Annotated in this window: 6 protein-coding genes, 1 tRNA gene and 1 rRNA gene; 1 reads left to right on the forward strand and 7 read right to left on the reverse strand. The window is 68.8% G+C overall.

All coding sequences use genetic code 11. The features are described from left to right. Positions 1-37 precede the first annotated feature (37 nt). The 4 genes from ACFTZL_RS27160 to ACFTZL_RS27175 all read right to left on the reverse strand — a co-directional run bounded on the left by ACFTZL_RS27160 (position 38) and on the right by ACFTZL_RS27175 (position 10,492). Positions 38-886, reverse strand: coding sequence for a helix-turn-helix domain-containing protein (locus ACFTZL_RS27160; RefSeq protein ID WP_382587831.1), 849 nt, complete (start codon positions 884-886; stop codon positions 38-40). A 262-nt stretch (positions 887-1,148) separates the two neighbouring features. Then, complete coding sequence (locus tag ACFTZL_RS27165; protein WP_382587832.1) at positions 1,149-3,905, reverse strand: DNA translocase FtsK; 2,757 nt, start codon at positions 3,903-3,905, stop codon at positions 1,149-1,151. A 127-nt stretch (positions 3,906-4,032) separates the two neighbouring features. Next, complete coding sequence (locus tag ACFTZL_RS27170; protein ID WP_382587834.1) at positions 4,033-4,713, reverse strand: two-component system response regulator; 681 nt, start codon at positions 4,711-4,713, stop codon at positions 4,033-4,035. 307 nt (positions 4,714-5,020) lie between these two features. Next, a complete protein-coding gene (locus ACFTZL_RS27175) occupies positions 5,021-10,492 on the reverse strand; it encodes a HAMP domain-containing protein (protein WP_382587836.1) in 5,472 nt (1,823 codons plus the stop codon). A gap of 378 nt (positions 10,493-10,870) precedes the next feature. Between ACFTZL_RS27175 and ACFTZL_RS27180 the strand changes: the two genes are divergently transcribed. Then, the gene (locus ACFTZL_RS27180) at positions 10,871-13,624 is read left to right on the forward strand and encodes a SpoIIE family protein phosphatase (RefSeq protein ID WP_382587838.1); all 2,754 of its coding nucleotides are present in this window, start codon (positions 10,871-10,873) and stop codon (positions 13,622-13,624) included. A 43-nt stretch (positions 13,625-13,667) separates the two neighbouring features. Here ACFTZL_RS27180 and ACFTZL_RS27185 read toward each other — a convergent pair. The 3 genes from ACFTZL_RS27185 to rrf all read right to left on the reverse strand — a co-directional run. After that, positions 13,668-13,743, reverse strand: a tRNA-Thr gene (locus ACFTZL_RS27185). Between the two features lie 72 nt (positions 13,744-13,815). Next, the gene (locus tag ACFTZL_RS27190; RefSeq protein ID WP_382587840.1) at positions 13,816-14,478 is read right to left on the reverse strand and encodes a DegT/DnrJ/EryC1/StrS family aminotransferase; all 663 of its coding nucleotides are present in this window, start codon (positions 14,476-14,478) and stop codon (positions 13,816-13,818) included. Between the two features lie 114 nt (positions 14,479-14,592). After that, positions 14,593-14,677 (reverse strand): 5S ribosomal RNA (rrf, locus tag ACFTZL_RS27195); the annotation flags it as partial.

Consider the following 14,677-nt stretch of genomic DNA (forward strand, 5'->3'; position numbering starts at 1 on the left):
CGGCCAACCCCGTACGTCGGACACCCCTTGGGCGCGGTCACCCGGCCTCGGGGTCGCCCTTCGTGTACGTCAGACGTTCCACGGAGCCCGGCTGGAAGTCGTCCTCGATCTTCTTGCCGTTGACGAAGAGGTCGATCGCACCGGCGTCCCCGAGGACGAGGTGCACCTTCGAGCTGTCCTGGAAGGTCTTGGAATCGCCCTGCTTGAGGACACCGTCGAAGAGCATCCGGCCGTTGTGGTCCTTGGCGGCGATCCAGCTTCGGCCGTCGGCGGCGGCCACCCGGACCGTCACCTTGTCCTGGGGCGCGGCCGCGATGGCGCTGTCGGAGGGTTTGGGCTTGGATTCGGCGGGCTTCTTGGACTTGGTGGTCGGGGAGGCGGACGCACCCGGCGTGGAGCCCTCGGCCACATTGGCCTCGCCGGCGCTGTCGTCGCCGCCCTGGAACATGGTGAACCCGACGAAACCGATCACGGCGACGATCGCGGCGACCATGGCCGCGGTCCAGTTGGGCCCCCGCCGCTCCGGACGGATGCGTTCCGCCTCGAACAGGGGAGCCGCCGGGGTCGGCGCCGGTCGGCCGCCGTGCGTGTCGCCGTACTGGGCGAGCAGCGGCGCGGGGTCGAGGTGGACGGCCTTGGCCAGGGTCCTGATGTGCCCGCGGGCATAGACGTCCCCGCCGCAGGCGGTGAAGTCGTCCGCCTCGATGGCGTGCACGATGTTCATGCGGACCCGGGTGGCGCTACTGATGTCGTCGACGGTCAGTCCGGCGGCGATACGCGCCTGCTGCAGGACATGGCCGATGGAGGGGCGGGCTTCCTCGCGGTCGTCTTCGACGTGCTCGTCTTCGAACGGACGCTCGTCTTCAGGGGAGTTGCCGATGGACACGGGGGCGCCTTTCGAGCGTGTGCCGCCTGTGCTGGAAGTTCAGTCTAGGGGGGGTATGAAAGGGTGGGGCAACCGGGCGGTGTCACTTTGTACGCCATCGGAATGGCCCGACATTCCGATGGTGGGGTCGGTGCTTTTCGCCTCCCTCAACTTGACGTACGCCGGAGGGAAACGGTTGCTCAATGATCCCTAACGGGTGAATCACGATCCGGACACCCGACTGCGTACACGCCCCGCGAGGCGACCACCGTGTCCCGCTTCCCTACCCTTCAGACTCCCCCCGGATCAGCGCGAGCACGCCATCCAGCTCATCAGGCTTCACAAGAACGTCACGTGCCTTGGAACCCTCGCTCGGTCCGACGATGTTCCGGGACTCCATGAGGTCCATCAGCCGCCCGGCCTTGGCGAAGCCGACGCGCAGTTTGCGCTGGAGCATGGACGTCGACCCGAACTGCGTGGTGACCACCAGCTCCGCCGCCTGGCACAGCAGGTCGAGGTCGTCGCCGATGTCCTCGTCGATCTCCTTCTTCTGCTTGGTGCCGACGGTGACGTCGTCCCGGAAGACGGGCGCCATCTGGTCCTTGCAGTGCTGGACGACGCCCGCGATCTCCTCCTCGGTCACGAAGGCGCCCTGCATACGGGTCGGCTTGCTGGCCCCCATCGGCAGGAACAGCCCGTCGCCCTTGCCGATGAGCTTCTCGGCGCCCGCCTGGTCGAGGATGACGCGCGAGTCCGCCAGTGACGAGGTGGCGAAGGCGAGCCGCGACGGCACGTTCGCCTTGATCAGACCGGTGACGACGTCGACCGACGGCCGCTGCGTGGCGAGCACCAGGTGGATGCCGGCCGCGCGCGCGAGCTGGGTGATGCGCACGATCGCGTCCTCGACGTCCCGCGGCGCGACCATCATCAGGTCGGCGAGCTCGTCGACGATGACCAGCAGATACGGGTACGGCTGGAGCTCCCGTTCGCTGCCCTCGGGCGGCTTGGCCTTGCCCTCGCGCACGGCCCGGTTGAAGTCGTCGATGTGCCGGTATCCGTAGGCCGCCAGGTCGTCGTAGCGCAGGTCCATCTCGCGTACGACCCACTGGAGCGCCTCGGCGGCCCGCTTGGGGTTGGTGATGATCGGCGTGATCAGGTGCGGGATGCCCTCGTAGGCGGTCAGCTCGACCCGCTTGGGGTCGACGAGGATCATCCGGACGTCCTCGGGGGTCGCCCGCATCATGATCGAGGTGATCAGGCAGTTGATGCAGGACGACTTGCCGGAGCCGGTGGCACCGGCGACCAGCATGTGCGGCATCTTCGCCAGCGAGTGCATGACGAAGCCGCCCTCGACGTCCTTGCCGAAGGCGACCAGCATCGGGTCGTCGTCCTCCGCGGACTCCGCCAGACGGAGTACGTCACCGAGGTTGACCATCTCCCGGTCGGTGTTCGGGATCTCGATGCCGACCGCGGACTTGCCGGGGATCGGGCTGATGATCCGCACGTCCGGGGAGGCGACGGCGTAGGCGATGTTCTTGGTCAGCGCGGTGATCCGCTCGACCTTCACGGCGGGGCCGAGCTCGACCTCGTAGCGCGTGACCGTCGGCCCGCGGGTGAAGCCGGTGACACTGGCGTCCACCTTGAACTCGGTGAAGACGGTCGTCAGCGATTCGACGACGGCGTCGTTGGCGGCGCTGCGGGCCTTGCCCGGGCCGCCGCGCTCCAGCAGGTCGAGCGACGGCAGGGAGTACGTGATGTCGCCGGAGAGCTGGAGTTGCTCCGCACGCGGGGGCAGGTCGCGGGGCGAGGAGGGCGGGGCCTTGGTGAGGTCCCGGACGCCCGCCTTCGGCTTCTCCTGCTCGGGCTGGTCCTGCTTGAGCTTTTCCTGCTTGGACTTGGCCTTGTCCTGCTGAGGGCGTGCGGCCGGGACGGGCGTCGGCGTGGTCGCCTCGCGGTCCCCCACCGTCACGCCCTGGGTGAGATCGGCGACGATCGGCGAGGGCGGCATCCCGTGCATGACGGCACCGTCGAGCGCGGCGGCGGCCGCGGCGGCGACGTCCACGGCGTCCATGGGCCGGTTCATGTCCGGCTGCGGCACGGCGGACCGCCGGGGACGGCCGCGGCGCCGGGAGAGGGCCTCCTGCTCGGCGGTGTCGGGGTCGTACTCCTCGGGCGCCTGCGTGCGCCGACCGCGCGGCCGGGCGGGCAGCGCCTCCCGCCACTGCTCGTCGTAGCGCTCGTCGTCCTCGCCGAACTCGTCCTCGGCCGGGTCGCGGACGATCCCGAGCCGCACCCCGAGCAGCCGCAGCCGCTGCGGAATGGCGTTGACGGGAGTGGCCGTGACGACCAGCAGCCCGAAGACCGTCAGCAGCACGAGCAGCGGTACGGCGAGCACATGGCCCATGGCGTACGACAGCGGCGTCGCCATGGCCCAGCCGATGAGCCCGCCGGCGTCCCTTATGGCCTGCATGCCGGCGCCGCGCGCGGGCGAGCCGCAGGCGATGTGGACCTGACCGAGCACGCCGATGACGAGCGCGGACAGGCCGATGACGATGCGTCCGTTGGCCTCGGGCTGCTCCGGGTGTCGGATGAACCGCACGGCGATGACGGCGAGCAGTATCGGCACGAGCAGGTCGAGCCGGCCGAAGGCGCCGGTCACCAGGATCTCGACCAGATCGCCCACGGGGCCCTTCAGATCTGCCCAGGTGCCCGCGGCGACGATCAGCGCGATGCCGAGCAGCAGCAGCGCGACACCGTCCTTGCGGTGTGCCGGGTCGAGGTTCTTGGCGCCCTGCCCTATGCCGCGGAACACCGCGCCGACGGCATGCGCGACGCCGAGCCACACGGCGCGCACGAGCCGGTAGATGCCTCCGGTCGGGCTGGGTGCCGGTTTGGGCGCGGGCTTCTTCGCCGCGGCCTTCTTGGCGGGCGCCTTCTTCGCGGGAGCCTTTTTGGCAGCGGCCTTCTTCGCCGGAGCCTTCGCTGAAGCGGCCGCCTTCTTCGCGGGCGGCTTCTTGGCTGCGGAGGAACGTGAGGCCATGGGTGTGAGGTTACCGGTGGAGACGCCAAGGGACACGTGTGCCTACGGCTTCACCCGTTCGTGTCGCTCCGGGAGAGGCGCGAAACTGACGCGCGTTCATGGGCGGGCAACCATGCCCGCCCGCGCGTCAGTTCTGCGAGGACACCGAAGACGTGCTCCCGGTACCCGGCTCCAGGGCGTCCAGCGCCCGCCGCAACCCCGTGAGCTTGCGCTCCAGATGAGCCGCCGTGGCCACCGCGGCCGCGTCCGTCGACTCGTCATTGAGCTGCTTGGTCAGCGCCTCGGCCTGCTCCTCGACGGCCGCGAGCCGCGCGGAGAGCTCCGCGAGCAGCCCGGCCGACTCCTTGGCCTCGCCGCCCGCGCTCTTGTCGCCGCCCTCCAACTGGAGCCGCAGCAACGACGCCTGCTCACGCAGCTGGCAGTTCTTCATGTACAGCTCGACGAAGACCGAGACCTTCGCGCGCAGCACCCACGGGTCGAACGGCTTGGAGATGTAGTCGACCGCGCCCGCCGCGTAACCCCGGAAGGTGTGGTGCGGGCCGTGGTTGATCGCCGTGAGGAAGATGATCGGGATGTCCCGGGTCCGCTCACGCCGCTTGATGTGCGCGGCTGTCTCGAAGCCGTCCATGCCCGGCATCTGGACGTCCAGCAGAATGACCGCGAAGTCGTCCGTGAGCAGCGCTTTGAGTGCTTCCTCCCCGGACGATGCCCGCACCAGCGTCTGATCGAGCGCAGAGAGGATCGCCTCCAGCGCCAGCAGATTCTCCGGCCGGTCATCGACCAGGAGGATCTTGGCCTTCTGCACCATGGCCCGCCCTCCTCGCCCCGGCGTGGGGCCTCCCCTGTCCGCAGGACCTGAGGACGCACCGGTCGGTGCCGCCCCAGGGGACGACTCCCTTACGTCGCCCGTCCTTGTGCCGGTCATCGTAGCCGCACCCTGCCTGTCGCCACACCCTGTCACCGTGATGTCACTGTGCACGTAGCGGAAACGCAGCAGGAGACCAGAAGGTTCCCCAGATCTTGTACTTCTACACGACTATGCACACATCGAGTCGGCAACTCCGCGTGAACACCGAACCTTCCCGCCACGGTTGCGCAACGGCCCAACGCTCCCCTCATTCCCCTCGCATCCACTGGTCCATCACCGCGAGCAGGTGATCGGGGTCGACCGGCTTCGTGACGTAGTCGGAAGCACCCGACTCGATCGCCTTCTCCCGGTCGCCCTTCATGGCCTTCGCGGTCAGCGCGATGATCGGCAGCCCGGCGAACTGCGGCATCCTGCGGATCGCCGAGGTCGTCGCGTATCCGTCCATCTCGGGCATCATGATGTCCATCAGGACGACCGCCACATCGTCGTGCTGTTCCAGCACCTCGATGCCCTCACGGCCGTTCTCGGCGTACAGCACGGACAGGCCGTGCTGCTCCAGGACACTGGTCAGGGCGAAGACGTTGCGGATGTCGTCGTCGACGATCAGGACCTTCTGGCCGCCGAACCGGATACCGCGGTGCGGTTTCGGCGTCATCTCCCGCTCGGAGGGCGTCCACTGCTCCGGCGGCGCGGGGCGCGCCTCCAGCTCGGGCATCCTGCGACGCCGCCGGAACAGGGCCGCCGGTCCGTTCTGCGTGTCGCGGTACGACTTCACCTCGGCCGGCGTGTCGACCTCCGCCTCGGACAGCTCGGACGGGTCGGACGACGACGTCATGAGGTCACCGGCCTCCAGGGCGGGCAGCTGCTGCTGGTAGCCCTGCGGCGGCAGTTCACTGGGGTGCAGCGCCAGGTACAGCGTGAACGTCGAGCCGCGGCCCGTCTCGCTCTGCGCGTAAATCTCACCGCCGAGCAGCTGGGCGATCTCCCGCGAGATGGACAGCCCGAGGCCCGTTCCGCCGTACTTGCGGCTGGTCGTGCCGTCGGCCTGCTTGAACGCCTCGAAGATCACCCGCATCTTGCTGGAGGCGATACCGATCCCGGTGTCCGTCACGGAGAACGCGATCAGCTCGGCGTCCGCGTCGGTCAACGACCCGGTCTCCAGCAGCTGAGCCCGGATCCGCTGCGGCACGTCGTCCCGCGCCGGCCTGATGACCAGCTCCACCGATCCCGAGTCGGTGAACTTCACCGCGTTCGACAGCAGATTGCGCAGCACCTGCAGCAGCCGCTGCTCGTCGGTGTGCAGCGTGGCGGGCAGCTCCGGCGACACCCGTACGGACAGGTCCAGACCCTTCTCCGCGGTCAGCGGGCGGAACGTGGCCTCCACGTAGTCCACGAGCTGGACCAGCGCGATACGCGTCGGGGAGACGTCCATCTTGCCCGCCTCGACCTTCGACAGGTCGAGGATGTCGTTGATGAGCTGGAGCAGGTCGGAACCGGCCCCGTGGATCGTCTCGGCGAACTCGACCTGCTTCGGGGAGAGATTCCCTTCGGCGTTGTCGGCGAGCAGCTTGGCCAGGATCAGCAGCGAGTTGAGCGGCGTACGCAGCTCGTGCGACATGTTCGCCAGGAACTCGCTCTTGTAGCGCATCGACACCGCGAGCTGCTCGGCACGCTCCTCCAGGACCTGCCGCGCCTCCTCGATCTCGGTGTTCTTCACCTCGATGTCGCGGTTCTGCTGGGCCAGCAGCTCGGCCTTCTCCTCCAGTTCGGCGTTGGACGCCTGGAGGGCCTTCTGCCGCTGCTCCAACTCCGCCGACCGCTCACGCAGTTGCTCGGTCAGCTCCTGCGACTGCGCCAGCAGCAGCTCGGTCTTGGTGTTGACGGAGATGGTGTTGACGCTCGTCGCGATCATCTCGGCGATCTGGTTGAGGAAATCCTTCTGGATCTGCGTAAAGGGAGTGAAGGAGGCCAACTCGATGACCCCGAGCACCTTGCCCTCGAACAGCACCGGCAGCACGATCACCTGCGCGGGCGGTGCCTCACCGAGCCCCGAGGAGATCCTCAGGTAGCCGCTGGGCGCGTTCTCCACGAGGACCGTGCGCTTTTCCGTGGCGGCCGTCCCGATGAGCGCCTCACCGGGCTGGAACGACGTCGGCATGGAACCCATCGAGTAGCCGTACGAGCCGAGCATGCGCAGCTCGTACTGGTCGTCGCCCGCGGCGTTCTTGTCATCGCCGTCGACGAGCGGCATCGCCAGGAAGAACGCGCCGTGCTGCGCGGACACCACCGGCGTCAGCTCGCTCATGATCAGCGAGGCCACGTCCTCCAGGTCGCGGCGGCCCTGCATCAGCGCCGAGATCCGGGCCAGGTTGCCCTTCAGCCAGTCCTGCTCCTTGTTGGCGATCGTGGTGTCGCGCAGGTTGGCGATCATCTTGTTGATGTAGTCCTGGAGCTCCTGGATCTCCCCGGACGCGTCCACGTCGATCTTCAGATTCAGGTCGCCACGGGTCACCGCGGTCGCCACGCGCGCGATGGCACGCACCTGCCGGGTCAGGTTCCCGGCCATCTCGTTCACGGACTCGGTCAGGTCGCGCCACGTCCCGTCGACGTCACGCACGCGTGCCTGCCCGCCGAGCTGCCCTTCCGTGCCCACCTCGCGGGCGACCCGGGTGACCTCCTCGGCGAAGGAGGAAAGCTGGTCGACCATCGTGTTGATGGTCGTCTTCAGCTCCAGGATCTCCCCGCGCGCGTCGATGTCGATCTTCTTCGTCAGGTCACCCTTGGCGATGGCCGTGGTCACCATGGCGATGTTGCGCACCTGGCCGGTCAGGTTGGACGCCATGCCGTTCACGGACTCGGTGAGGTCCTTCCACGTACCGGCCACACCCGGCACATGCGCCTGCCCGCCGAGGATGCCGTCCGTGCCCACCTCACGGGCCACCTTGGTGACCTGCTCGGCGAACGAACTCAGCGTCTTCACCATCGTGTTGATGGTGTCGGCGAGCTGCGCGACCTCACCGCGGGCCTCGATGGTGACCTGCCGTGTCAGGTCACCGTTGGCGACCGCCGCCGAGACCTGGGAGATGTTCCGCACCTGTGTGGTGAGGTTCTTGGCCATCAGGTTGACGTTGTCGCTCAGGTCCTTCCAGATGCCCGTGACACCCGGCACGTGCGCCTGTCCGCCCAGGATGCCCTCGGTGCCCACCTCACGGGCCACCCGGGTCACCTGCTCGGCGAAGGACGACAGCTGGTCGACCATGGTGTTGACGGTCGTGACGAGCTCGAGGATCTCGCCCTTGGCGTCGACGGTGATCTTCTTCGACAGATCGCCCCGGGCGACCGCGGTCGTGACCTCGGCGATGTTGCGCACCTGGATGGTCAGGTTGTTCGCCATGCCGTTCACGGACTGGGTGAGGTCCTTCCAGGTGCCGGAGACACCCTGCACCTCGGCCTGACCGCCCAGGATGCCCTCCGTACCCACCTCACGGGCCACACGTGTGACCTCCTCGGCGAAGGACGACAGCTGGTCCACCATCGTGTTCAGGGTGTTCTTCAGCTCGAGGATCTCCCCGCGCGCGTCCACGGTGATCTTCTGGGACAGGTCACCGCGGGCCACCGCCGTGGCCACCTGCGCGATGTTGCGCACCTGGCCGGTCAGGTTGGACGCCATGCCGTTCACGGAGTCCGTCAGGTCGCGCCACACACCGGCGACGCCGGGCACCTGCGCCTGACCGCCCAGCCGGCCGTCCGTACCCACCTCACGCGCGACCCGGGTCACCTGCTCGGCGAAGGAGGACAGCTGGTCGACCATCGTGTTGATGGTGTTCTTCAGCTCGAGGATCTCCCCGCGCGCGTCGACGTCGATCTTCTGCGACAGGTCGCCCCGGGCCACCGCCGTCGTCACCTGCGCGATGTTGCGCACCTGGGAGGTCAGGTTCCCGGCCATCGAGTTGACGGAGTCGGTGAGTTCCTTCCACGTGCCCGACACGCCGTCCACCCGGGCCTGGCCGCCGAGCCGGCCCTCCGTGCCCACGTCCCTGGCCATCCGGGTCACCTGGTCGGCGAAGCTCGACAGCTGGTCCACCATCGTGTTCACGGTGTTCTTCAGCTTGAGCATCTCGCCGGAGACGTCGACCGTGACCTTCTGCGACAGATCACCATTGGCCACCGCCGTCGTCACCTGGGCGATGTTCCTCACCTGTCCGGTGAGGTTCCGGAACGCCGTGTTGACGGAGTCCGTCAGGTCCTTCCACGTACCGGCCGCACCCGGCACCTGCGCCTGGCCGCCCAGCTCACCCTCGACACCGATCTCTCGCGCCACACGCGTCACTTCGGCACCGAAGGAGGACAGCTGGTCGACCATCGTGTTGACGGTGTTCTTCAGCTCCAGCATCTCGCCGGCCACGTCGACCGTGACCTTCTGCGACAGATCACCATTGGCCACCGCCGTCGTCACGGCGGCGATGTCCCTCACCTGAGTGGTCAGATTCCGGAAGACCGTGTTCACCGAATCGGTGAGATCCTTCCACGTTCCCGCCGCACCCGGCACGTTCGCCTGACCGCCGAGCTGACCCTCGGCCCCGACTTCGTTGGCCACACGCGTGACCTCGTCCGCGAAGATCCGCAGCGTCTCGGTCATCTGGTTGATCGTGTCGGCGAGCTGCGCGACCTCGCCGCGCGCGGGCACGGTCACCTTGCGCGACAGGTCACCGTTGGCGACCGCCGTCGTGACCTCCGCGATCCCGCGCACCTGGGCCGTGAGGTTCCCGGCCATGGTGTTCACCGAATCGGTGAGTTCCTTCCACACACCCGCGACCCCGGGCACCTGCGCCTGCCCGCCCAGCGCGCCCTCCGTGCCCACCTCACGGGCCACCCGGGTCACCTCGGAGGAGAACGCCGAAAGCTGGTCCACCATCGTGTTGACGGTGTTCTTCAGCTCCAGCATCTCGCCGGCCACCTGGACCGTGACCTTCCGGGACAGATCGCCCTTGGCGACCGCCGTCGTCACCAGCGCGATGTCCCTCACCTGGGCCGTCAGCCGGTACGCCATCGTGTTGACGGAATCCGTGAGATCCCGCCACGAACCCGACATGCCACGCACACGCGCCTGCCCGCCCAGCTTGCCCTCGGTGCCCACCTCACTGGCCACACGCGTGACCTCGTCGGTGAACGTCGAGAGCTGGTCGACCAGGTTGTTGACCGTCCGCCCGACCTTCAGGAACTCACCGCGCAGCGGATGCCCGTTCCCGTCCGGGGCCTGCGTCCGCAGCTCCATACGCGGCGACAGATCACCCTCGGCCACCGCGGACAGCACCCGGCTGACCTCGGAAACCGGCCGCACCAGGTCGTCCACCAGGGCGTTCGAGTTGTCGATCGCCGTCGACCACGAACCCTCGCAGGCCCCGGTCTCCAGCCGCTCGGTGAGCTTGCCCTCCCGGCCCACCATCCGCCGCACCCGGGCCAGCTCGCCCGTCAGATGCAGATTCCGGTCGGCCACTTCATTGAAAACGGCCGCGATCTCGGCCATCACGCCGTCCCCGGACACCGTGAGCCGCTTGCGGAAGTTCCCGTCCCGCATCGACACCAGGGCCGCCATCAAACGGTTCAGGGCCGCCGTGTCCACCTCTGTGGTGCCATTGCGTGTTTTGCCCTGGTTGCTCCGGGACTGTCCGCCTTTCGCGCGCGTCTTCGTGCCACGCGTCGCTGCGCCAGACTCCACTGTGTCCCTCCCGCAGGGGTCGACCGTCACTGCTGTGCTCGGGTACCGCGCTCGGCGTACCAGTTACTACTGCGTATTCTCTGCCCTGCATATCAGGCTCTTGCCAGAGGGCTGCTGCCCGCCGTACGCCTTGGGCACTCAGCCTGCCCGGACCTTCACAAGAAGCTTGCCCAGTGTTTCACCCTGGCCGAACCAGGCCATAACAGTTCGGCAGCTTCGCACATCGTCCGCACACCCTCCGGACGGAAACACTGCAGACCGGCATCCGAATGGACCGCGAAGGTAAGTAACCTTGCATCCGGCTGTCCAGCCGCGCCGGTCCGTCCGGCCTGGGCGGTGGCACGAAGACGAGCGGGCATCGGAGGGGCGGCCGCACACATGACCACCGGACTGATCCCGGGGGGACAGCCCCCGGACCCCCGGCCGACGGGCAGCCTGCCGCAGCAGCGGCGCGAGCCGGTCGGTCACGCAGCCCAGCACGTCGAGAACCGGTCAAGGAGTTCTGTGATCACCGCGCGCGCGGCCGCCAGTTTCGAGCCCGTCGGGCGCTCGGTCGCGAGCGCCCGCTCCTTCGTTCGCGACACCCTCCAGGGCTGGGGCTTCGCCGACATCGTCGACGACGCCGTGGTTCTCACGAGCGAACTGGTGACCAACGCCGTGGTCCACGCCGGCACCTCCGCCGACCTGCTGTGCCTGCGCAGCGACGAGGGCGTGCGCATCGAGGTGGCCGACCGGTATCCCGAGCGCGAGATCCCGCTCCAGGCCACGGCGATCAACATGGGCAGCCCCGACCGCGAAGGCGGCCGCGGCCTCCAGCTCTGCGCGGCCCTCGCCGGCCGCTGGGGCGTCGAATACACCCCCACGCACAAGACCGTCTGGTTCCAACTCGACCTGCCCGCACGCGCGGTGGGCACCCGAGCGGCCGGACCGGCCCTCCCCGCCGACCTCCTCCCCCTCGCCGACGGCCGGGTCCGCGTGGCCGTCATCCAGATCGACCGCACCGGCCACATCACCGCCTGGAGCGAGGACGCCGAGGAGCTCTTCGGCTACCCGGCCGAGCAGGTCACCGGCAAGCCCCTGACCGACCTCGCGGCCTGGCCACACACCCCGGGCACCAGCACCGGCATCGCCGAGGCGCTCCAACTCTCCCGCTGGGAGGGCAGTTACGGCATCCGCGCCGCCACCGGCCGCGTCACCCCCGTCTACGCCTCCCACCTGCGCGTCCGCGACACCGGCGGCGAACCGTCAACCGTGTGCCTCCTCGTGAGGGACCACGAAAGGGCCGTTCTGCAGACGCCCCTGCGCGTCCCCGCCTCCGACACCTCGACCACCTCGGAGGGCCAGAGCACCGACCCCTTCGAGGTGTTCATCGGCTCCCCCGCCCCGGACGACCTCGACGGCCTCCTCCAGCGCACGGTGGAACGCGCCCGCGACATGCTCGACGGTGACTCGGCCTTCCTCCTGCTAGCCACCGACGACGAGACGGAACTGGAGGTCCGCGCCTCCACGGGCCTGCCCTCCGCCCGCCAGCGCTTCGCCCGCGTCCCCGTCGAGGCGGGCCCCGGCCGCTACGGCTCGGCCCGTATGCCGGCCGTCCACGAGGACCTGACGGCGGTCCCCGGCGCGGTGCCCTTGCTGAACAGCACGGGCATGCGCTCGGTCGTCACCGTCCCGCTGAAGGTGGAGGGCCGCCTCACAGGCTCCCTCGGCGTCGCCGCCGAAGCCCCCGGCAGATACTCCAACGAGGAGGCGCTGCGCCTCCAGTTCGCCGCCGACCGCATCGCCCTCGCCGTCGAGTCGGCACGCCTGGGCGAACTGGAACGTTTGCGCCGCGGCTCCCTGAGCTTCCTGGTAGAGGCGTCCGACCTGCTGGCCGGCACCCTCGACCGCGACCAGACCCTGGCCCTGATGGCCCAGATGACGGTCCCGACCCTCGCCACCTGGTGCGCCGTCTACACGATCGCCGACCAGGCCTCCGAGCCGTATCTCTCGTACGTCCTGCACGAGGACGAGGAACTCATCGACGGCATCAAGTCGCTGCTGTCGAAGGTCCCCCCGCCCGACCCGGTCCCCACCCCCGGCGCCCGCGTCTGGACGGCCCCCGGCGAGGTGGCCCACCAGGCGGCCCTGCGCAGCTCCATGCGCAGCCTCGGCCTCAGCGGCGGCCCCACCCGCCAGGTCACCCCCGGCATCGGCCCGACCCTCGCCACGGCCTCCGCCGTGGGCGGCGAGACGGTCGTCCTCCCCCTGGTCGCCCGCAATCGCGTCATCGGCATGCTGACCCTCGGCAAGCCGACCGACGAACACTTCCGCCAGGAGATCCTGGAACTCGCCGAGGACCTCTCCCGCCGAGCCGCCCTGGCCCTGGACAACGCCCGCCTCTACTCGGAGCGCACGGCGATCAGCCAGTCCCTCCAGCGCAGCCTCCTGCCCCCGGAGCTCCCCGTGATCGCGGGCGTCGAGGTCGAGGTCATCTACCGCGCCGCCGGCGAGGGCAACGAGGTCGGCGGCGACTTCTACGACGTCTTCCCCATCCGCGACGGGGCCTACGGCTTCGCCATCGGCGACGTCTGCGGTACGGGCCCGAACGCCGCAGCGGTCACGGGCCTGGCCCGCCACGCCCTGCGCCTCCTGGCCCGAGAGGGCCTCAGCGGCCCGGCAGTCCTGGAACGCCTCAACTCCGCGATCCTCGACGAGGGCGCCCGCAGCCGCTTCCTCACCCTCCTCTACGGCGAGATGCGGCCCCAGGAGGACGGCAGCGCGGAACTGAAGGTCGTCTGCGCCGGCCACCCGCTCCCGCTGCGCCTGCGCCAGGACGGCTCGGTCGAACCGGCAGCCGAACCCCAGCCGCTCCTCGGCGTCATCGAGGACCTGGAGCTCTACGAGCAGACGGTCACCCTCGATCCGGGCGATGTCCTCCTGTGCGTCACGGACGGCGTCACCGAACGCCGCGAAGGCGCCCGCATGCTGGGCGACGACGGCCTCGCCGACGTCCTCACGACCTGCACAGGCCTGACAGCAGGAGCAGTCGCGGCCCGCATCATGCGCGCGGTGGAACGCTTCGCGTCGGACGCCCCGTCCGACGACATGGCGATCCTGGCCATGCGCGTCCCGGGCCTCCACAAGGACTAGGACATGCGAAAGGCCCCACCCATGAGGGTGGGGCCTTTTCTGCTGGAGCCCCCAAGCGGAATCGAACCGCTGACCTTCTCCTTACCATGGAGACGCTCTACCGACTGAGCTATAGGGGCCTGTCGCGTTGCGGTTTCCCGCGCGGCAACGGAATAGATCATACCCCGAACAGACCCGTGCTCCCAACCTCGTCAGAAGGCGGGCTGAAGCAGCCCTCCGAGGGCGTTGCAGGCGGACACGATCCGCTGCATGTCCCGCTTGGTCAGCGTCGCGTCAACGGGCAGCGCAAGCGTCTCGTCAGCGGCTCGCTCCGTCTCCGGGAGAGAAACACACCGCCGGAATTCGGGCAGCCGATGCACCGGGGTCTTCACCGGAACCCGGCATTCAACTCCCTTGGCCCGCACAGCCCGCGCGAAGGCATCACGGTCCGGCCGTCCGTTGCCCGGAACCCGCACAACGTACTGCTGATAGGTGTGCCCGTCACCGTCATCCGGCGTCCGCACCCCCCTCAGCTTCGCGTGGAGATAGCCCGCACGCTCCCTGCGCTGGGCTATCTCGTCGTACGGCGCCTCGGACTCTCCCTGCTCCAGCACGAGCAGTCCGTGCCGCGCTCCCAACGTGTGCAACCGCGCGATGTCGGCGAGCCGCCCGAAGCGGTGCACGACAACCACGGCCGCGGTGCGCGGAGTTACCGCCGCTTCCACAGCGACGGCGTCGAGACAGTAGGTGACAGGATCTATGTCGGCGAACACCGGCATCGCCCCGGCCATGGCAACGGCCTCGGCGACCTCGACGTTCCCGAAGGCCGGCACGACGACCTCGTCACCGAGTCCGACTCCGGCGGCCCTGAGCATTGCAGCAGTACCCATGCTTTGGATGCTGAGCGCGCAACGTGAACTTCAAGTGACGCGGAACAAAAAAGGGTTGGTCCCGTAACCGAAGTTACGGGACCAACCCATACAATGATTGTTCGGCGGCGTCCTACTCTCCCACAGGGTCCCCCCTGCAGTACCATCGGCGCTGAAAGGCTTAGCTTCCGGGTTCGGAATGTAA

This window comes from Streptomyces sp. NPDC056948 (genome assembly GCF_042674225.1).
Taxonomy (GTDB): Bacteria; Actinomycetota; Actinomycetes; order Streptomycetales; family Streptomycetaceae; genus Streptomyces; species Streptomyces purpurascens.